This window comes from Bradyrhizobium sp. USDA 4473, assembly GCF_054063335.1.
The window spans coordinates 2,223,159-2,243,309 of record NZ_JBSSGE010000001.1; the positions used below are offsets into that span (position 1 = coordinate 2,223,159).

Genomic DNA, 20,151 nt, shown 5'->3' on the forward strand with positions numbered 1-20,151 from the left:
CTCCCCTGCAAGGGGGGAGGGAACCCGTCCGCCGGTGCCTCTCTTACGTCCGTAGGCATGGATTGCCGCGCATGCGAGTGAGGTGAGTACCCTGCTCGGGCTCGCTCCCCCCTTGCGGTGGAGGGGTGGGGAGAGGGGTGAGCCCCGGGCGAGATGTCGAGATTGAGATCAGGCGACAGCAACGCGGCGCGCTATCTCCACAGCACCGCTCACATCCGCATCACCGCCTGGCGATCGATCTTCCCCGTGCCGGTCTTCGGCAACTCGTCGATGAACTTCACCTCGCGCGGATATTTGTACGGCAAGAGCTTCGTCTTGACGTAATCCTGCAGCCGCCGCGTTGCCTCGTCGCTGTCGAAGCCGGCCTTGTTCATCACCACCACCGCGCGCAACGTCATGCGGCGGTCCGGCAATTCGGCGGCGTAGACGGCGCATTCGCGGACATCGGGGTGATCGGCGAGGCAGAGCTCGACCTCCAGCGGATAGACCCACTGGCCGGAGATCTTGATCAGGTCGTCGGCGCGGCCGCGGAAGAAGTGGAAGCCGTCGCTGTCGCGCATGAAGCGGTCGCCGGTGTAGATCCAGCCGTCCTCACGCACCGTCTCGGCGGTCTTGTCCGGCCGATTCCAGTACAACGGCGTGGCGGAATCGCCGCGCACCCACAAAATGCCTTCCTCATTGTCGCCGACCTCGCGGCCGTCGCTGTCGCGCAGCATGATCTCGTAGCCCGGCACGCGCAGGCCCGCGGCGCCGAGCTTCTTCTGTTCTGCGCGGTTGCTGAGATAGACGTGCAGCACCTCGGTCGAGCCGAGCCCTTCGATGATCTCGAGCCCGGTCAGCTGCTTCCAACCGTTGAAGACCTCGGCGGACAGCACCTCGGCGGCCGAGACCGCCATCCGCAACGAGGAGAAATCGGCAGCGTCCGCGCCCTCGGCCTTGGTCAAGGAGATGTAGAGCGTCGGCAGGCCGAAGAACACGGTCGGCCGGTACTGCCCGATCGCGTTGAAGATCGCGGCCGGCTTCGGCTGGCCCGGCAGCAGCAGCGTGGTAGCGCCGACCGAGAAAGGAAACGTGATCGAATTGCCGAAACCATAGGCGAAGAAGATCTTCGGCACCGAGAAGCAGATATCGCCGGGCGCAAGTTTCAGCACGCTGCGGGCAAAGGCGCGTTCGCTATAGGCCATGTCGTGTTGCAGATGCACGATGCCCTTGGGGCGGCCGGTCGAGCCCGACGAATACATCCAGAACGCCATCTCGTTGCGATGGGTGTCGGCCGCGTCGAGCTCGGTCGGGAAGCCGTGCAGCCATTCGCCGGCGTTACGCGTTTCCGCGACAGCGTGATCGCCGGCTGTGCCATTGACCACGACCAGCGTCCGCAGCGGCGTATCCTTGCAGGCCTCGGCATTGAAGCGCGTGCAGAACTCGGCATCGGTGACGGCGACCTGCGCGCCGGCGTCGGACAGGTAGAATTGCAGCAGCTCCGGCGTCGTCAGGGTGTTGATCAAGAGCGGCACGAAGCCGGCGCGCACCGCGCCGAAGAACGCCGCCGGATAGGCCGGGGTATCGTCGAGGAACAGCAGCACGCGGTCGCCGCGCTGCAAGCCGAGTGATTGGAAGGCGTGACCCCAGCGCGCGGCGTCAGCGCAGAGCTCGCGATAGGTCCGCGTGCCGGCCGGCCCGGTCAACGCCAGGCGCTCGGCGTTGCCGTTGCCGAGATTGTCGAACAGGATGCGGCTCGCATTATAGCGCTCGGGGATCGTGAAGCCGATCTCGCGCGCACCGGGATTGTCCTGCGGAACCTGGTCGGCGATCCCGGTCATGAGCGTCCCTTTGCGGCTTCGTAACGGGCCATGAAGGCAGGCGACATCGCGCGCAGCCGCGCGTCGTCGATCCGGCCGGAGCGGGTGATGTAGCTGTAGGCGAAGTCCATCAGATCGCGCTGCATATGAGCCGGGAAGTGCTCGTACCAGTCGGCGCTGGTCCGTGCCGCGGTGACGAGCTTCTTCACGATCGGCTTGCGCTCGGCCTCGTAGCGGGCAAGGGCAGGGGCGATGCCGCCCTCGCTTTCCAGTGCCTTGGTCAGCGCGATCGCATCCTCGATCGCGAGCCGCGTGCCCGAGCCGATCGAGAAATGCGCGGAATGCAAGGCGTCGCCGATCAGCACCATGTTGCCGTGCGACCAGCGTTCGTTCCAGATCCACGGGAAGTTGCGCCACACCGATTTGTTCGAGATCAGCCGATGGCCGTCCAGCGTCGCGGCGAACACGTCCTCGCAGATCGCCTGCGATTGCTCGATCGTCTTGTCGGCGAAGCCGTAAGCGTCCCAGGTCGCCGCGTCGCACTCGACCAGGAAGGTGCTCATGTCCTTGGCGTAGCGATAGTGATGGGCGTTGAAGCAGCCCACGTCGGTCGCCACAAAGGTCTGCGACAGCGTCGCGAAGGGCTTTGTGGTGCCGTACCAGGCGAATTTGTTGGTGGAATGCGAGACCGACGCGCCGAACGCGGACTCGAAACCACGGCGGACCATCGAGTTCAACCCGTCTGCGGCAACGATCAGGTCGTAACCCCTGAGCTGATCGACCGATTGTACGACAGTATCGAAGCGCGGCGTGACACCTGTGCTGCGCACCCGCTCCTGCAGGATGGTCAGCAGCTTGAGCCGGCCGATCGAGGAAAAGCCGACGCCGTCGATCTCGACGCTCTCGCCGCGCAGATTGAGGGTGATGTTCTTCCAGCTCTCCATTTCTGGGGTGATGGCGTCGACCGTCCCGGGGTCGTCGGCGCGCAGGAAGTCCAGCGCCTGCTCGGAGAACACCACGCCGAAGCCCCAGGTGGCGCCGGCCGCGTTCTGCTCGAACAGGTCGATCTCGGCGTCAGGATGACGCTTCTTCCAGAGATAGGCGAAATAGAGCCCGCCGGGCCCTCCGCCAATCACGGCGATCCGCAACGTCTGCCTCCCAGATTGACAGTGTACTTACAATTTGGGTCCAGACTAATCGCCCTCTGGCGGGAACGCCAGAGGGAAAATGCGCGGCGACTACCCTGTCGGCGCCGAAAGGCTCAGTAGCAGCGGCGGACCTTGACCCCGTCGACCCATACCCAGCGGCAGCCGGCGACGACGGGTTTGCGGACGACAACCGCGCCGCGCGTGCTGGCGCATCCGGCGCGATAGGGACCGCGCCCGCAGACGACGGCGTTGGCGTCGGAGGACTCGAAAGTCATGGTCGCGGCAAAGGACAGCAGGGCCGCAGCGATCAGCAATAATGAACGCATCATGTTCCCTCTCCCTGGGTGAAGTTGGTTGGCCTGTGGATGACAACAAGGTGCTGCGGCTCCGTGCCCGGCCATCGCCGGGCACATGTCGTCTCGCCGCCCGCGCGGCTATTTCTTCTCCGCGTCCGCCAGCACCTTCTTGCAGGCGGGTGCCAGCTTGTCGCTCTGCCTGGCGAGACAGGCGATGATGCGCCCGCCGCCGGGCGTCACGCTCTTGCAGAACTTCTCGTAGTCGCCCATGCAGGCGTCGCGCTGTGCGCTGGTCAGCTCCTGGGCGTAGACGGCGGTCGCGCCGCAGAGCAGCGCGGCGGTCAGGACAAGTCGCAGCATTGTTCGCTTCCCTTTCCGGTCAGTTGCTTGGCAACAGGATCACCGCGCCGCGAACGGCGCCAGCACGTCGCGGCATCCCGGCGAGAGCGAGCCGGCATTGGTCGCCAGGCATTGCACGATCCGCCCGCCGCCGGGCTGGACGCCGCCGCAGATCGAGCGGACATCCGCGCCGCAGGCCGAGCGCAGCACGAACAGCTCTTCGCGCGGCCGCAGCGGCCGCAGCACGATCACGGCTGGCGCCGCCGCTGGCGCCGCGGCCGGTGCAGCGGTTGCCGCAGCGCCTGCCTCCGGTGCGGCACCGCCGGCAGCCGCCACGGCCTTTTCGCAGGCCGGCGACAGCCTGCCCTTGTTCTTCTCCAGGCATTGCAGCGCCGGTGCGCCACCGGTCGGCACGCCCGCACAGACCTTGGGATAGTCGGAGCGGCATGCGCTGCGGATCGCTGAAACCTGTGCGCTGGATGGCGTCCCGGCCGCCTTCGGTGCAGCCGCAGCGGCGGCGGGCTTGGCTGCCGCTGCTGCGGGTGCCGCGTCGGTTTTGGCTGCCGCAGGCGCGGCGGCCGGCGCGTCCACGGCCTTCACTGCGGTGGCGCAGCCCGGCGCGAGACTTGCCATGTTCTTTTGCAGACATTGCAGTGACGCTTCGCCGCCCGGCGGAACGCTCGAGCAATGTGCGATGTAGTCGTCGCGGCATTGCGATTTGATGGCGTCGCGCTGCGCCTGGCTTGGCGCCTGCGACAAGGCCGGCGCCGTGCTGATGAATGCCGCAAGCCCGAACCATGCGGACAGCTTCGTTGCACGTATCAACGCATTGATCATCGGAATAAATCCTCTCGTCGTGCCGGCAGCTTGCGGCTCAATTGAACTGGGTTCTGAAAATGACTTGCTTTGACAACCTCGGCGGGTGACATCATTTTCGCTTTCGAGTTCCGCCGCAAGCGGATTGTTGCTATGGATGACGCACGCGGATTTTTTGCTCGCCACGACGGCTTTGAATTAAGTCATTTGAATCGAGGCTCGGAAATGAGGCATGCGCGCGCGTCGGCACATTTCAATCAGAGCAATTTTGTGCGGATGCGAAATGCGCCGCTCACGCGCATCGCGTTCATCGCATCCGCCTTTGTCAGTTTAAGTGCCTGCGAGCAAAATAGTTTTGTTGCGCCGCCGCCCCCCAAGGTCGACGTCGCGCCGCCGGTGCAGCGCGCCATCACACGCTATCTGGATGCCACCGGCAACACCGCGCCGATCAAGACCGTCGATCTGGTCGCGCGCGTGCAGGGTTTTCTGGCGTCGATCAACTATCAGGACGGCTCGCCGGTGAAGGAGGGGACCACCCTGTTCACGATCGAGCCGGAGACCTACAAGCTGAAGCTGGAGCAGGCGCAAGCCGCCGAAGTCGGCGCGCAGGCGACGCTGAAGCAGGCCGAGTCCGACTTCAAGCGGCAGCAGGATCTGGTGCAGCGCCAGGCAGTCTCGCAGGCGACGCTGGAAACCTCGACATCGACGCGGGACAACGCCCAGGCCAATCTGCAACAGGCTCAGGTCAACACCAAGATCGCCGCGGTCAATTACGGCTACACCAACGTTGCCGCGCCGTTCGACGGCATTGTCAGCAACCATCTGGTCTCGGTCGGCGAACTGGTCGGCGTGGCGTCGCCGACCCAGCTTGCCACCATCGTGCAGCTCGACCCGATCTATGTGAATTTCAATGTCAATGAGCAGGACGTGCAGCGCGTCCGCGACGAAGCGCGCCGCCGTGGCATGACGACCAATGAGATCAGGCAGCTGCCGATCGAGGTCGGCCTGCAGACCGAGACCGGCTATCCGCACAAGGGCAAGCTCGACTACGTCTCGCCGACGGTCAACCAGTCGACCGGCACGCTTGCGGTTCGTGGCCTGGTGCCCAATCCGGATCGCGTGCTGCTGCCGGGCTTCTATGTCCGCGTTCGGGTGCCGTTCGACAAGCAGGACAACGCGTTGCTGGTGCCCGACGTCGCGATCGGCAGCGACCAGGCCGGCCGCTACGTGCTGGTGGTCAATGCCGACAATGTGGTCGAGCAGCGCAAGGTGACGACCGGTCCGCTCGACGAGGGACTGCGCGTCATCGAGAGCGGGCTGAAGGCCGATGACCGCGTGGTGACCGCCGGACTGTTGCGTGCGATCCCCGGGCAGAAGGTCGATCCGCAGATGCAGAAGGGCGACGCGACGCCGGCAGCGGCCAAGTGAGGGGCGCGCCATGATCTCGAAATTCTTCATCGAGCGCCCGGTCCTTTCCAACGTCATCGCGATCCTGATGATCCTGCTCGGCGGCGTGGCGCTGTATAGTCTCGCGGTCGCGCAATATCCCGACGTGGTGCCGCCGACAGTGCAGGTGACGACGCGCTATCCCGGCGCCTCGGCCAAGACCGTGGTCGACACCGTGGCGCTGCCGATCGAGCAGCAGGTCAACGGCGTCGAGGACATGCTGTACATGCAGTCCTACAGCGGCGCCGACGGCACCTATACGCTGACGGTGACCTTCAAGATCGGCACCGATCTCAACTTCGCGCAGGTGCTGGTGCAGAACCGGGTCTCCTCGGCGCTGTCGCAGCTGCCGTCCGCGGTGCAGAACCAGGGCGTCACGGTGCAGAAGAAATCGACCTCGATCCTGCTGTTCGTGACGCTGACCTCGCCGAACAAGACCTATGACAGCCTGTTCCTGTCGAACTACGCCACCATCAACATCCGCGACGAGCTGTCGCGGCTGCCCGGCGTCGGCAACGTCACGGTGTTCGGCGCTGGGCAATATTCGATGAGGGTCTGGCTCGATCCGAACAAGCTGCAGGTGCGCGGGCTGGTGCCGCAGGACGTCATCCAGGCGATCCAGCAGCAGAGCCAGCAGGTCACCGCCGGCCAGGTCGGCGCGCCGCCGACGCCGGCCGGGCAGGCGTTTCAGTACACGTTGAACGTCAACGGCCGGCTCGACGACAAGAGCCAGTTCGAGGACATCATCGTCAAATCAGGCACGGTCGGCGACGTCACCCGGGTTCGCGACGTCGGCTGGGTCGAGCTCGGCGCGCAGACCTACAGCCAGATCTTCTCGCTGAACCAGAAGCCTGCGGTCGGCATCGGCGTGTTCCAGTCGCCGGGTGCCAATGCATTGCAGGTCGAGAAGGCGGTCGAGAAGAAGATGACGGAGCTCGCCAGGCAGTTTCCGCAGGACATCAAATACGACACGCCGTTCGACACCACGAAGTTCGTCAACGCCTCGATCGCGGAGGTCTACAAGACGCTGATCGAGGCCGGCCTGCTGGTGCTGGTCGTGATCCTGGTGTTCCTGCAGGATTGGCGGGCGATGCTGGTGCCGGCGACCACGGTGCCGGTCACCATCATCGGCGCGTTCGCCGGCATGGCCGCGCTCGGCTTCACCATCAACCTGTCGACGCTGTTTGCGATCGTGCTGGCGATCGGCATCGTGGTCGACGACGCCATCGTGGTGGTCGAGGGCGCCGCGCACAATATCGAGCGCGGCATGAACGGGCACGACGCCGCGATCAAGGCGATGGACGAATTGTTCGCGCCGATCGTCGGCATCACGCTGGTCTTGATCTCGGTGTTCCTGCCGGCGGCCTTCCTGCCCGGGCTGACCGGGCGGATGTACGCGCAATTCGCGCTCGTGATCGCGGCAACCGCGCTGCTCAGTGCGGTCAATGCCGCGACCCTGAAGCCGACGCAATGCGCGCTGTGGCTGCGTCCTCCGGCGCCGCCGGAGCAACGCAATGTCTTCTATCGCGGCTTCAACGCGGTCTATGACCGGCTGGAGCGCGGCTACACGCGCGTCGTCGGCGGCATCGCCGGGCATGCCAGGATTTCGGTCGCGGTCGCGCTGGTCATTATCGGGCTCGCCGGCTACGGCCTGTCGCGGGTGCCGACCGGCTTCATTCCGATCGAGGACCAGGGCTATCTGCTCGCCGCGGTGCAGCTGCCGGACGGCGCGGCCCTCGACCGTACCCAGCAGGTGCTCGACAAGGTCACCGAGATTGCCGGCAAGACGCCCGGCGTCGACCAGGTGGTCTCGATCGCCGGCATCTCCGCGCTCGACAATTCCTCGAGCCTCGCCAATGCCGGCGTGGCCTACCTGATCCTGAAGGACTGGAGCGCGCGCGGGCCGGGCGAGGATCTGCGTTCGCTGGTCTACGGGCTCAACGACAAGCTCGCGGTGATCCCGGAGGCGCGCATCCTGGTGATCCCGCCGCCGCCGATCCAGGGCATCGGCAACGCCGCAGGGTTTGCCATGCAGGTCGAGCTCCGCGACGGCAATGCCGATTACGGCAAGCTGCAGGCGATCACCGGGGCGATCGTGGCCAATGCGCAGACCCAGAGCGCGCTGCAGCGGGTGCAGTCGTCGTTCCGCTCGATGGTGCCGCAGTTCGACGTCGAGGTCGATCGGGTCAAGACCCAGACCCTTCACGTCACCACCGACCAGATCTTCGCGGCGCTGTCGTCCTATCTCGGCGCCAGCTACGTCAACCAGTTCACCAAGTTCGGCCGCACCTTCCAGGTCTACACCCAGGCCGAGGCGCAATACCGCCTGACCCTGCGCGACATCCAGAACATGATGGTGCGCAACAGCAATGGCGACATGATCCCGCTCGGCACGGTGGCGAACATCACGCCCTCGGTCGGACCGTCGCTGATCAGCCTCTACAACCTCTATCCGTCCGCCTCCGTCATCGGGCTGCCGGCGCAGGGCTACTCGTCCGGCCAGTCGATGACGCTGATGGAGGAGATCGCGGCCAGGACGCTGCCGCCGGGCGCGGGCTTCGAGTGGACCGCGATGTCGTACCAGGAGAAGGAAGTCGGCGGCCAGATCTACTATGTGTTCGCGTTGGCGCTGCTCCTGGTCTACCTGGTGCTCGCCGGGCAATATGAGAGCTGGTACGCGCCGATCTCGGTGATCCTGGCGGTGCCGCTGTCGCTGCTCGGCCCGACGCTGGTGCTGCTGAGCCTGGGCATCGAGAACAACCTCTACACCCAGATCGGCACCATCCTGTTGATCGCGCTGTCGGCCAAGAACGCGATCCTGATCGTCGAGGTCGCGCTGGAGCATCACGTCCGCGACGGCAAGCCGGTGCTGGAGTCGGCGATCGACGCCGCCCGCGCCCGATTCCGGCCGATCCTGATGACGTCGTTTGCCTTCATCCTCGGCGTGCTGCCGCTGGTGCTGGCGACCGGCGCCGGCGCCAACGCCCGCAAGTCGATCGGCATCACGGTGTTCTCCGGCATGATCGCCTCGACCTGCCTTGCGGTGCTGTTCGTGCCGGCGTTCTTCGTCGTGGTGCAGAGTTTTGAGAACTGGCGCAAGGCGAAGAAGGGCAAGGCGGCCGCGCCGCAGTCGGCAGCGGAGGCACCCGGCACGGTGCATTAGCTCCGCGCATCTAATTTCTCCCCGTCACCCTCAGGAGGCCGCGAAGCGGCCGTCTCGAAGGGTCGACGGCCACCAGCCGGGCCCTGCATGCTTCGAGGCGCGCAAGAGCGCGCACCTCAGCATGACGGGACTGAGTTGCGTAAGGCGGGTTAGCCGACTACGTCCGCCGTAGCCCAACGAGCGAAGGCGGAAGGCGTAACCTGCCATCTTCTCCACGGCACGAAGTCGGTGGGTTACGCTGCGCTAACCCACCCTACGACATCGTGCTTGCCGTTACACCTTCACCATGCGCTTGCCGCGGTTCTCGCCGGCCAAAAGGCCGATCAGCGCCTGCGGCGTGTTCTCGATGCCGGCGATGACGTCCTCCTGCACCTTGAGCTTGCCGGAGGCGACCCAGGATTGCAGGTCGGCGAGCGCGGCGTCGCGCTGCTCCATGTAGTCCATCACGATGAAGCCCTGCATGACCAGCCGCTTCACCACGATCAGGCCGGGCACACCGCGCGGGCCGTGCGCGGAGGGCACGCCGTCATATTGCGAGATGGCGCCGCAGCAGGCGATCCGGCCGCGGTTGTTCATCTGCGCCAGGCAGGCCTCCAGGATGTCGCCGCCGACATTATCGAAATAGACGTCGATGCCCTTCGGCGCGGCTGCGCGCAGCGCCTTGTAGGTGGCGCCGTCCTTGTAGTCGACCGCGGCGTCGAAGCCGAGTTCCGAGGTCAGCCAGTGACACTTGTCCTTGCCGCCGGCGATGCCGACCACGCGGCAGCCCTTGATCCTGGCGATCTGGCCGACGATCGAGCCGACCGAGCCGGCGGCGGCCGACACCACCACGGTCTCGCCCTCCTTGGGCTTGCCGACATCGAGCAGGCCGAAATAGGCGGTCAGCCCGGCGACGCCGTAGACGCTGAGCAGATGCGTCATCGGCTCGAGCTTCGGCATCTTCGCCAGATGCTTGGCGGGAACCGCGGCATAGTCCTGCCAGCCGGTATCGCCGAACACGATGTCGCCCGGCTTCAGGCCGGGGTCGTTCGACGACACCACCTCGGCGATGCTGCCGCCGGCCATCACGGTGTTGGCCTCCACCGCAGCGCGGTAGGTGGCGCCGTGCATCCAGGCGCGGTTGGCGGCATCGAGCGAGATGTAGCGCGTCCGCACCAGCGCCTCGCCGTCCTTGGGCACGGGCACCGTGCCCTTGGTCAGACGGAAATGCTCGGGGCCAAGCTTGCCGGTCGGCTTTTCAACCAGCAGGATCTGGCGATTGACGGTGTCGTTCATGGATGTCTCCCCCTCGCGTTGGTCGTTTCGGATGCAGTTGGCTGCCGCGTGCGCAGCTCGTTGCACAGATTGTGCGCTGCATGAACGCTAATCCGCGCGCTGGCATTCCACAACGGGAACGTTTCGGCAAAGTCCCGCTGGACGCGAAGCGTGTTGCGTAGCTGCGTAAATCTGCCACACTTGCCCTTCGCCGGGAACTTACGGGGGTAAGAGAATGTCGAACAGGTTTACGCAGTACATCCTGATTGCGATGGTCCTTGGCATCGCGATGGGGACGCTCGTCTTCAACTATCTGCCTGACAGCCGCGCCGAGATCGCAGCAGACGTCAACCTGATCGCGATGCTGTTCCTGCGCCTGATCAAGATGATCATCGCGCCACTGGTGTTCGCCACCCTGGTCGGCGGCATTGCCCATATGGGAAGCGGCGCCAAGCTCGGGCGCATCTTCGCCAAGACCATGGGCTGGTTCGTCTCCGCCTCCTTCGTTTCGCTGCTGCTCGGCCTCGTGATGGTCAATCTGCTGCAGCCCGGCGCCAACTTCCCCGGCACGCTCCCCGACAAGGCGCAGTCGACCGGCCTGCCGGTCTCTGCGTTCTCGATCGAGAAATTCCTGACCCATCTGATCCCGACCTCAATCGCGGACGCGATGGCGCAGAACGAAATCCTGCAGATCGTGGTGTTCGCGGTGTTCTTCGCGGTGGCGCTCGGCGCCATGCCTGAGCGGTCGAAGCCGATCATGGGCCTGATCGACGACCTCGCGCACATCATGCTCAAGGTCACCGGCTATGTGATGCTGTTCGCGCCGATCGCGGTGTGGGCCGCGATCATGGCGACGGTCTCGAAGAACGGCCTCGGCGTGCTCTGGAAGCTGATCGTGTTCATGGGCGGCTTCTACCTGTCGCTGCTGATCCTGTGGGGCATCCTGGTCGCGGTCGGCTTCATCGTGATCGGGCCGCGCTACAGTCATCTGCTGCGGCTGATCCGCGAGCCGCTGATGATCGCGTTCTCGACCGCCTCGTCGGAGGCGGCCTATCCGAAGACGCTGGAGGGACTGAACAAGTTCGGCGCCTCCTCGCGGATCTCGGCCTTCGTGCTGCCGCTCGGCTATTCCTTCAATCTCGACGGCACCATGATGTACTGCACCTTCGCGAGCATCTTCATCGCGCAGACCTACCACATCGAGATGTCGCTCGGCACGCAGCTCGCGATGCTGGCGACCCTGATGATCACCTCGAAGGGCGTCGCCGGCGTGCCGCGCGCGTCGCTGGTGGTGATCGCCTCGACGCTGTCGCAGTTCGGCATCCCCGAGGCCGGCCTGTTGATGATCATGGGCATCGACACCTTCCTCGACATGGGCCGCAGCGCCACCAACGTGATCGGCAACTCGCTGGCGACGTCGGTGGTCGCGAAGTGGGAGGGCGAGCTGAAGGCCGAGCACGAGCTCGGGCCCGACGACGCGGTGCCGCAGGACGCGGTGCCCGGCGCCGTGATGGCCGGCCATTGACGGGAGGGATGCATGCATCGCGCCCGCTGGAGGCCAGTACGGGCTGAGGGGCCTCTGCCGTCGACATGGCTGCTGTCGGCATGCCTGCTGGCGGCAAGCCTGCTCGCTGGTCCGGTGTTCGCACAGCCGGCGGGCGAGGGGCTCAGCCCCACGCTCGCCAACATCAAGGCCACGCACAGTGTGCGGATCGGCTATCGCGAGAGCTCGCCGCCGTTCTCGTTCCTCGACCACTCCAACCGGCCGATCGGCTACAGCCTCGAGCTGTGCGATGCGATCGTCGAGGAGATCGGCGCCGAGGTCGACGACGCCAACCTCAAGGTGGACTACGTCAAGGTCACCTCCGACGACCGCATTCCGGCGGTCGTCGACAAGAAGATCGACCTCGAATGCGGGTCGACCACGGCGAACTCCGAGCGCGGCAAGCTGGTGGCGTTCTCGCCGCTGATGTTCGTGGCCGGCACCAAGCTGATGGTGCCGAAGGCCTCCGGCGTTGCCCAGGTCGCCGACCTGAAGGGCAAGACGGTGGTGGTGACCAAAGGCACCACCAATGAGCAGGCGATGCACAATGTCGACGCCAAGCAACAGCTCGGCCTCAACATCGTCACCGCAGGCGACCATGAGCAGTCCTACCAGATGCTGGTGGACGGCAAGGCGGATGCGTTCGCGACCGACGATATCCTGCTCTACGGCCTGATCGCGCGGCACAAGTCGCAGGACAAATTCCGCGTCACCGGAGACTATCTGTCCTACGATCCCTACGGCATCATGTACCGCAAGGGCGAGCCGCAGATGAAGGACGTGGTCGAGCGCGCCTTCCGCAGGCTCGCCTCGAACCGCGACATCATCCCGCTCTACAACAAATGGTTCGTCGGCCGGCTGCCGACCGGCGAGAAGCTCAACGTCGCGCTCTCGCCGCAGCTCGAAGAGGCCTTCAAGGTGCTCGACGAGGGGCAGAGCAATTAGGCTGCCGAACGGCCGCCCGGGCCGGGCGTCGTCCGGAAAGAAGAGAGCCCGCGCTCGGCATGCGGCCGCACCGGCCGTGACCGCGCGCGTCGACGCCAATTATTTACCATGTTAAGCGCTTAAACTCCGGTCTTTTACGGGGATTTACCACTCCTAAGACGCTGCCGCCTATCGTCGGGCCATAACGGCCCGTTATGGGTCCATCAAATTGCGGCAGTGATCGGATGTTCAAGGTCTATAATTGCATCGCGACCGAGCATGACCTGTGGCTCGTCGGGCTGGCCGCCGTCGTCTGTAGCCTCGCATCCTATGCAGCCATCAACCTGCTGCGCCATGCGCGCAGTTCCGTCGGTCAAATGCGCGGCGTCTGGCTGGTGGTGTCGGCGGTGTCCACCGGCTTCGGCATCTGGGCGACGCACTTCATCGCGATGCTGGCCTTCACGCCCGGAATTCCCAGCGGTTACAACATCAAGCTGACCTTTCTCTCGCTGGTCGCGGCCATCGTGCTCACCGGCGTGGGGCTGGCGGTCGCGATGCGGCCGGGCTGGCGGTTCGGACCGGCGCTGGGCGGCGCAATCGTCGCCGGCGGCATCGCCGCGATGCATTACACCGGCATGGCCGCCTTCGAGATCGCCGGAATCATCCTCTGGGATCGAACGCTCGTCGTCGTCTCGATTGTGATTGGTGCGGTGATCGGCGCCGCGGCGTTGCCCGCCGGTCTCCATGACCGCTCCGAAAAGTGGAAGGCCGTGGGCGCGCTGCTGCTGACGCTCGCGATCTGCAGCCACCACTTCACGGCGATGGGCGCGGTATCGATCGTTCCCGATCCGACGATCCAGGTGTCGCGCTCGGCGCTGCCCGCCGAATGGCTTGCCGGCGCCGTCGGCGTCGCGAGCTTCATCATCATCCTGCTCGCGCTGACCGGCAGCGCGCTCGATCTGCGCGAGCGGCGCCGGATGGAGATCGAGGCCGATCGCATGCGCGGTCTCGCCAACGGAGCCATCGAGGGGCTGCTGGTCTGTGACGGCGACCTGATCGTGACCGTGAATGACAGCCTCGTGCATCTGGCGGGCGCCGCCTCCGAGCAACTGGTCGGTTGCCGGCTCGCAACCTGCTTTCCCGATCGGATCGCGCTCGCCAGGATCGTCGCCGATCCGCACAAGCCGATCGAGACCAATCTGCATCACACCGATGGTTCGATGATCCCGGTCGAACTGATCATGCGATCGCTCGATTTTGCCGGGCGGCCGCATCACGTCATTGCGGTTCGCGACCTGCGCGCGCGCCGCGAGGCGGAGCGGCATATTCGTTACCTGGCGCACCATGATGCGCTGACGTCGTTGCCAAACCGCAGCCACTTCAACGCGCGGATGGATCAGGAAGTCGGAATCGCACTCGCCAAGAGCGAGAAGCTCGCGGTGCTCTGCCTCGATCTCGATCGCTTCAAGGAGGTCAACGACCTGTTCGGTCATGCCGCGGGCGACAAGGTGCTGCAGGCGGTGGCCTCGCGCGTGACCGCGGTGCTGGGCGAGCGGCATATGATGGCCCGGCTGGGCGGCGACGAATTCGCCGTCCTGGTGCCGCAGGCCAGCCCGTCCGCGGTGAGCCATCTGGCCGAAGCCATCCTCGATGCCTTGCGCCGCAAGGAGATCATGCCCGACGTGGAGAGCATTTCGAGCAGCATCGGCATCGCGATCTGCCCCGATGACGCCTCGGAACGCGAGGCTTTGCTGGTCCATGCCGACACCGCGCTCTATCGGGCCAAGACCGAGGGTCGTTCCACCTACCGCTTCTTCGAGGCGAAGATGGGCTCCGACGTCCGCGAGCGGCGCATGATCGAGCACGATCTGCGCCACGCGATCGGCCGCGACGAGCTGCGGCTGGTCTATCAACCGCAAAAGGACATTCGTTCCGGCGCCGTGACCGGCTTCGAGGCACTGCTGCGCTGGAAGCATCCGACCCGCGGCGACATCTCGCCGGCGGTCTTCATCCCGATCGCCGAGGAGTCCGGCTCCATCCTGGAGATCGGCGACTGGGTGATGAGGACGGCGTGCCGGGAGGCGGCCAACTGGACGCAACCGCTGACGGTTGCCGTCAACGTCTCCGGCGTGCAGCTCTACAACAGCAATTTCGTGCAGGACGTGCACAAGATATTGCTGGAAAGCGGGCTTTCGCCGCGCCGGCTCGAAATCGAAATCACCGAGACGGCGCTGGTCCGCGATTTCAATCGCGCGCTGGCGACGCTGCGGCGGGTCAAGGGATTCGGCGTGCGCATTGCGATGGACGATTTCGGGACCGGCTATTCGTCGCTGTCGAACCTGCGCGCGTTTCCGTTCGACAAGATCAAGATCGACGGCTCGTTCATCAAGTCGGTCGATACCAACGAGCAGGCCGCCACCATCGTGCGCGCCGTGCTGGGCATCGGACGGGGGCTTGGCCTGCCGGTGCTCGCGGAAGGCGTCGAGTCGAACGAAGAACTCCAGTTCCTGCGCGACGAGCTCTGCGATGAAATGCAGGGTTACCTGCTGGGCGCGCCGGCCAGGATCGAGACGTTCCGCGGCCTCACCCATCGCGGCGATGTGGCGCCGGCGGCGGATCAGGACAGCGCTCCGGCGCTGGCGCAGATCGCCTGACGACGGTGCACGCGGCCGCGGCGTCGTTCATCGCCAATAGCGGCGCGACAGATCCAGGCACTGCCGGACCCAGTATCCGTTGACATGGATCAACTGGCATGTGCTCGGATATGGCTCCTTGATGATCGGGTAGCCGTGGATGTCGATATTGGTCGGGGCCGTGACGCCGCGCCAGAATACGGCGTGGGCGGCCGGAGGATTGAGGGTGGCGGCGACCGCCGCGGCGGCCAGGACACTCAAAAGGAGTTTGCGCATAATCTGGATCCGGGTCGATGAATGCGCAAAGCGTACTCCCTTGGGCGGGATGAGCAAGCCGCCGAATGGATCAAAATGACGGGGAACGCTCGCGCATCGGCGCTAGCTGCCTTGCACCGCCATGCAGGCGAGGGCAACGATGCCGACGGCCGCGAGCACAACCATGACCTGGAAGATCGCGCGGCCAACAATAACCCCCATCAACGCTCCATCGATCCGGCGGGATCTTGCTTCGAGTTTCCACGCGCCGCGATCTCTCGAGCATCGGCAGGCAAGTACCAATCGTGAGATCGACCAATTTGTCGCCTGACGGGCTAATGCCGCTCCGCGACGATTCGGTCGACCACTTGCGATAGCTCCGCTTCCATGTCGGAAATAATGTCGTGCAGGCGGGCACCGAGCGGATCGGTCGTTTCTCGCGCCATCGTCTTGAAGCGCATGACGTTGGCATGTTCGTCGACCCGATCTTCAGCCGGTCGTCGCGCGGACAGACTGCCTGGCGCGCCGGTCGTCACGTCGGTCCCGTAGGGTTCGCAAACATCCTGATCCGGCTGTGCAGCGTTCTTCATGAGCTTTGCCTCCTGGCACGACGTCCTTTCTTCGGCCGCGAGCTGATAGCTCGTCGCTCATCAATGACTCCGATACCTCGAAAGTCGTTCCGGTTGGAACCTGCAAAGGCTTGCCGGAACCCGCCCGTCGCTGGGCCTGGAACCAGAACTATCGGCGTCCCCGAGCGTTGACTGTGGTTACCCTTTGGAGGGTGCCATGGGTTACGCGAGGCCAAACCGAAAAACTGCGGTGGTGGTCGAAGACGATATCATCCAGCGCGACATGATCACGCTGTTGCTGGAGCAAGATCACTTCGACGTCATCCAGTGCGAGGACGCAGAGACGGCAGCGCTGGCCATCAAGCGGCGCCACCCGTCGCTTGTCGTGACCGACATCAAGCTCACGGGCAAGATGGATGGGATCGCGCTCGCGCATATGGCGGTCAATTGCGACCCAGCCGTGCGCGTTCTGGTGATCTCAGGCCTGCCGCTGGCCGTCGCCCTGCCTGCCGGCGTCAAGTTCTTCGAGAAGCCGGTTTATCCGCCCCTCCTGCTGCGCGAGCTGACGTCGTAGGTTTCGGGGATTGAGAATTGGTTCATGCAAGAGGATCCAGAAATCGATTGGCACCGCGAGCAGATCACCAAGAATCGTGAGCTGCTCGCGGAGTTGCAAACCGCAAACACGGGCGGGTGTGGAGGTATTTCCGGAAACACAGGCCGAGATCGACCGTCTCATGGCACAGATCGAGCAATCGGAGCTGATCGTCGCCGCCTATGAAAAGCAGCACCTGCGAGACTGATTGGGGGCGCCTAAAGGGAAGCGCGAGATGCGCTACCTACGCGAACACCTTGTCCAGCGCGGCGGAGTAAATCATCTCGACGAGATCAGGGGCGCGCCTGCCGAGCGCTTCCATCTTTACCCCCGAGTTGACCTCGAGAATCTGCCAGCCGCCGTCGGCCTGCACCACGTCGATGGAAGCGAAGCGAATGCGAAGAGCCTGTGCGGCTTTGATCGCAAGCGCGCTGCCGAAGGACGGCATTTCCTTGGACTTGAGCAGCGCCGGCTCGGCGCCGGAATCAAGATTATGTCGCCAGTTGATGATGCGTACTTCGCCTTTGGCCGGAATGCCGTCTAGCACGGCAGGCGAGAAGTCGTCGGTGATGGTCTTGAGCTGGTCAGCATGTGCGGCCTTGTGCGCGAGTTCGCGCAGCGAATGGATGCCATCGCCGACAACCGATGGACGCAATTTGACGTAGGCGAGCAGGGCGCTGTCGTCGAGCACGATGAATCGCACTTCGTGCTTGATCGCGACATAGGGCGAGATCGCAAGGCTTGGATGCGCGGCAAGGATACGCGCGACCGCGGCCTCGAGCTGATCCCGCGTCGTCACGCGGACGACGAGCTCGCCGGACGTCCCCTCATTCGGTTTGACGACCAGTCCGTGCGGATGGGCGTCGAGCAGACGCTGCATCGCGTCCAGCGAGTCCGATCCCGGGATGTGCTTGCTGAGCCTGGCGCCGAGAAACAGCGTGTGCGGAATGGCTGGCACGCCGGCCGCTGCCAGCACCTCGGCGCAGGCCGATTTGTCGTTGGCGACCTGGTGCGCGACCGCGCTGTTCAGCCCGACGTCGTAGCCGATCACGAGATGTCGCGCGTCGTCCTTGGTCAAGATGAGCAGCCAGCCGCCTGACCGGACCTCGACCGCAATATCGTGCGCCAGACAATATTTTTTGATGGTTTCCAGGAAGGTTCGCTGGCTGATCAGGACCACGAGACATTTTCCCTTCGCCGCGGTTTTCGTAGCAATTAATTGCCAGATCGGCGCCGATCTCAGCAAGTAAATTACGTGCAGCGCCGCGCGTTAACGATGCCGTCGCTGAACCTCTGCGCGAAATCGAACGACTGCCATTCTGAGATCGCAATTGCACGCCAGTTGGTCTTGACTATCTCATGCGCAGGCGCGATGGACACGCGAGATCTTCAATGATTTCGGCTACTTCTGCGCCGTCGCGAGCAGTCTAGAAATCAAATCATTCTGAATCTGGTCAGTCGAGAAAACGAAAACACATGAGCGCGTTCTATCGAGAGAAGGTTCTTTCCGTTCAGCACTGGACCGATACGCTTTTCAGCTTCCGGGCGACCCGCGATTCCGGTTTCCGCTTCCAGAATGGCCAGTTTGCCATGATCGGCCTCGAGGTCGACGGCCGGCCGCTGCTGCGCGCCTATTCGATGGCGAGCGCCAATCACGAGGAAGAGCTCGAGTTCTTCTCGATCAAGGTGCAGGACGGCCCGCTCACCTCCAAGCTGCAGAAGATCCGCGAGGGCGACACCATCCTGGTCGGCCGCAAGGCGACCGGCACGCTGATCACCGACAATCTGATTCCCGGCAAGCGGCTGATGCTGCTCTCGACCGGCACCGGCCTCGCGCCGTTCGCCAGCCTGATCAAGGACCCCGAGGTCTATGATCGCTACGACCAGATCCTGCTGGTGCATGGCTGCCGCCAGGTCTCCGAGCTCGCCTATGGCGAAGAGCTGGTGGCCAAGCTGCGCGACGACGAACTGTTCGGGCCGCTGCTGTCCGAGAAGCTCTCCTACTATCCGACCGTGACGCGCGAGCCGTTCCGCAACCGCGGCCGCATCACCGACCTGATCACCTCGAACCAGCTGTTCACCGACCTAGATCAGGGGCCGCTCGACATCGAGACCGACCGCATCATGATGTGCGGCAGCCCGGCGATGCTCGAAGAGCTGAAGCAGCTGTTCGAGACCCGCGGCTTCCAGGAAGGCAGCGGCAACACGCCCGGCCACTTCGTGATCGAGAAGGCATTCGTCGAGCGTTAAGGCTCCTTCCACTTCGTCATTCCGGGACATCGCGAAGCGATGGGCCTGGAATCCATAACCACTGCTTTTTGTTTGTCGAAGGCTGGGGCCTCATCTGGCTCCAGCCTTTTGCATTGGTGGTTATGGATTCCGGGTTCGATGCTTCGCATCGCCCCGGAATGACGCCTGATATAGCGCCGTCCATTCCCCCGCTGCTATAACGCCCCCAACGCCGCGCGCCCCTCCCCGAACGTGGCGACCAGGGAGCAGCACCTTGTCCATCACCGATCCGGATGCACCGAAGACCGCCTTTGTGTTTGCCGGCGGCGGCAGTTTTGGTGCGGTCCAGGTCGGCATGTTGCAGGCATTGGCCGGGCATGGCGTGATGGCCGACATGGTGGTGGGCTCCAGCGTCGGCGCCTTGAACGGCGCCTTCTATGCCGGCGACCCGACGGTCGCGGGCGTGGCGCGGCTCGCCGAGATCTGGCGCGGCCTGAACCGGCAGGACGTGTTTCCGGTGACCTGGCGGACGCTGGTCAGCTTCCTGTGGCGGCGCGATTTCCTGATCCCGCATGACGGCGTGCGCAGGCTGATCGACGATTACATTCCGTTCCGCAATCTCGAGGATGCGCGGATCCCGATCCACATCGTCACCACCGACATCATCAGCGGCGACAGCGTGGTGCTGTCGGAAGGCTCGACGGCGGAGGCGATCGTCGCATCGACCGCGATCCCCGGCGCGTTCACGCCGGTGCATTACCGCGATCACTACCTCGCCGATGGCGCGATCTCCAGCAACACGCCGGTCCGCGTTGCGGTGAGGCATGGGGCAAAACGCCTGATCGTGCTGCCGACCGGGCATGCCTGCGCCAACCAGGCGCCGCCGGTCGGCGCGCTTGCCAACGCGCTGCATGCGCTGACGCTGCTGATCGCGCGCCAGCTCGTCAACGAGCTCGAGAATATCGGCCCCGACGTCGAGTATTTCGTGGTGCCGCCGCTCTGCCCGCTGGTCGGCTCGCCCTACGATTTCTCGCGGACCTCAGATCACATCGCACGCGCCCTGGACACCACCAATGCGTGGCTGGCCGGCGACGGCCTGAAGCCGGGCCACATCCCGCACGAATTGCAGCCGCACGACCATTGAG

General features: G+C 64.7%; 17 protein-coding genes. 8 read left to right on the forward strand and 9 right to left on the reverse strand.

Going from position 1 to position 20,151, the window contains the following annotated elements; translation table 11 throughout:
• Nucleotides 1-209: 209 nt before the first annotated feature.
• The 5 genes from ACVW17_RS10355 to ACVW17_RS10375 form a co-directional block, all read right to left on the reverse strand.
• Complete coding sequence (locus ACVW17_RS10355) at nucleotides 210-1,820, reverse strand: benzoate-CoA ligase family protein (RefSeq protein ID WP_456751789.1); 1,611 nt, start codon at nucleotides 1,818-1,820, stop codon at nucleotides 210-212.
• Nucleotides 1,817-2,947: an FAD-dependent monooxygenase gene (locus ACVW17_RS10360; RefSeq protein ID WP_456751790.1), complete on the reverse strand. Its 1,131-nt coding sequence runs from the start codon at nucleotides 2,945-2,947 to the stop codon at nucleotides 1,817-1,819. Before ACVW17_RS10360 ends, ACVW17_RS10355 begins: the two co-directional genes overlap by 4 nt.
• Nucleotides 2,948-3,060: 113 nt before the next feature.
• Nucleotides 3,061-3,273 (reverse strand): hypothetical protein, encoded by a 213-nt coding sequence (locus tag ACVW17_RS10365; protein ID WP_146992091.1) that lies wholly within the window; start codon nucleotides 3,271-3,273, stop codon nucleotides 3,061-3,063.
• A 108-nt stretch (nucleotides 3,274-3,381) separates the two neighbouring features.
• Nucleotides 3,382-3,603: a cysteine rich repeat-containing protein gene (locus ACVW17_RS10370; RefSeq protein ID WP_456751791.1), complete on the reverse strand. Its 222-nt coding sequence runs from the start codon at nucleotides 3,601-3,603 to the stop codon at nucleotides 3,382-3,384.
• A 39-nt stretch (nucleotides 3,604-3,642) separates the two neighbouring features.
• Nucleotides 3,643-4,419 (reverse strand): hypothetical protein, encoded by a 777-nt coding sequence (locus tag ACVW17_RS10375; RefSeq protein WP_456751792.1) that lies wholly within the window; start codon nucleotides 4,417-4,419, stop codon nucleotides 3,643-3,645.
• Between the two features lie 255 nt (nucleotides 4,420-4,674).
• Between ACVW17_RS10375 and ACVW17_RS10380 the strand changes: the two genes are divergently transcribed.
• Nucleotides 4,675-5,826: an efflux RND transporter periplasmic adaptor subunit gene (locus ACVW17_RS10380; protein WP_456756393.1), complete on the forward strand. Its 1,152-nt coding sequence runs from the start codon at nucleotides 4,675-4,677 to the stop codon at nucleotides 5,824-5,826.
• A gap of 10 nt (nucleotides 5,827-5,836) precedes the next feature.
• Entirely contained in the window at nucleotides 5,837-9,007 is a 3,171-nt protein-coding gene (locus ACVW17_RS10385) for an efflux RND transporter permease subunit (protein WP_456797089.1), read from the forward strand.
• Between the two features lie 273 nt (nucleotides 9,008-9,280).
• On the opposite strand, the gene ACVW17_RS10390 is transcribed toward ACVW17_RS10385, so the two are convergent.
• Complete coding sequence (locus ACVW17_RS10390; protein ID WP_456751794.1) at nucleotides 9,281-10,282, reverse strand: NADP-dependent oxidoreductase; 1,002 nt, start codon at nucleotides 10,280-10,282, stop codon at nucleotides 9,281-9,283.
• Between the two features lie 214 nt (nucleotides 10,283-10,496).
• Between ACVW17_RS10390 and ACVW17_RS10395 the strand changes: the two genes are divergently transcribed.
• The 3 genes from ACVW17_RS10395 to ACVW17_RS10405 all read left to right on the forward strand — a co-directional run bounded on the left by ACVW17_RS10395 (nucleotide 10,497) and on the right by ACVW17_RS10405 (nucleotide 15,382).
• Complete coding sequence (locus tag ACVW17_RS10395; protein WP_456751795.1) at nucleotides 10,497-11,786, forward strand: dicarboxylate/amino acid:cation symporter; 1,290 nt, start codon at nucleotides 10,497-10,499, stop codon at nucleotides 11,784-11,786.
• Nucleotides 11,787-11,798: 12 nt separating this feature from the next.
• Nucleotides 11,799-12,749, forward strand: coding sequence for an amino acid ABC transporter substrate-binding protein (locus tag ACVW17_RS10400; RefSeq protein ID WP_456751796.1), 951 nt, complete (start codon nucleotides 11,799-11,801; stop codon nucleotides 12,747-12,749).
• Between the two features lie 224 nt (nucleotides 12,750-12,973).
• Nucleotides 12,974-15,382 (forward strand): bifunctional diguanylate cyclase/phosphodiesterase, encoded by a 2,409-nt coding sequence (locus tag ACVW17_RS10405; RefSeq protein WP_456751797.1) that lies wholly within the window; start codon nucleotides 12,974-12,976, stop codon nucleotides 15,380-15,382.
• A 27-nt stretch (nucleotides 15,383-15,409) separates the two neighbouring features.
• On the opposite strand, the gene ACVW17_RS10410 is transcribed toward ACVW17_RS10405, so the two are convergent.
• Together ACVW17_RS10410 and ACVW17_RS10415 are read right to left on the reverse strand one after the other, a co-directional pair.
• Entirely contained in the window at nucleotides 15,410-15,637 is a 228-nt protein-coding gene (locus tag ACVW17_RS10410; protein ID WP_456751798.1) for a hypothetical protein, read from the reverse strand.
• Between the two features lie 314 nt (nucleotides 15,638-15,951).
• Complete coding sequence (locus tag ACVW17_RS10415) at nucleotides 15,952-16,206, reverse strand: hypothetical protein (protein WP_456751799.1); 255 nt, start codon at nucleotides 16,204-16,206, stop codon at nucleotides 15,952-15,954.
• Between the two features lie 229 nt (nucleotides 16,207-16,435).
• Between ACVW17_RS10415 and ACVW17_RS10420 the strand changes: the two genes are divergently transcribed.
• A complete protein-coding gene (locus tag ACVW17_RS10420; protein ID WP_456797090.1) occupies nucleotides 16,436-16,759 on the forward strand; it encodes a response regulator in 324 nt (107 codons plus the stop codon).
• Between the two features lie 262 nt (nucleotides 16,760-17,021).
• Here ACVW17_RS10420 and ACVW17_RS10425 read toward each other — a convergent pair whose 3' ends face one another.
• A complete protein-coding gene (locus ACVW17_RS10425; protein WP_456751802.1) occupies nucleotides 17,022-17,957 on the reverse strand; it encodes an ATP-grasp domain-containing protein in 936 nt (311 codons plus the stop codon).
• A 296-nt stretch (nucleotides 17,958-18,253) separates the two neighbouring features.
• Between ACVW17_RS10425 and ACVW17_RS10430 the strand changes: the two genes are divergently transcribed.
• Both ACVW17_RS10430 and ACVW17_RS10435 read left to right on the forward strand, forming a co-directional pair.
• Nucleotides 18,254-19,027 carry a ferredoxin--NADP reductase gene (locus tag ACVW17_RS10430; protein WP_456751803.1) on the forward strand — a complete coding sequence of 258 codons (774 nt, stop codon included), beginning with the start codon at nucleotides 18,254-18,256 and terminating at the stop codon, nucleotides 19,025-19,027.
• 253 nt (nucleotides 19,028-19,280) lie between these two features.
• Nucleotides 19,281-20,150, forward strand: a complete 870-nt coding sequence (locus ACVW17_RS10435; RefSeq protein ID WP_456751804.1) for a patatin-like phospholipase family protein — start codon at nucleotides 19,281-19,283, stop codon at nucleotides 20,148-20,150.
• Nucleotide 20,151: the final 1 nt, after the last annotated feature.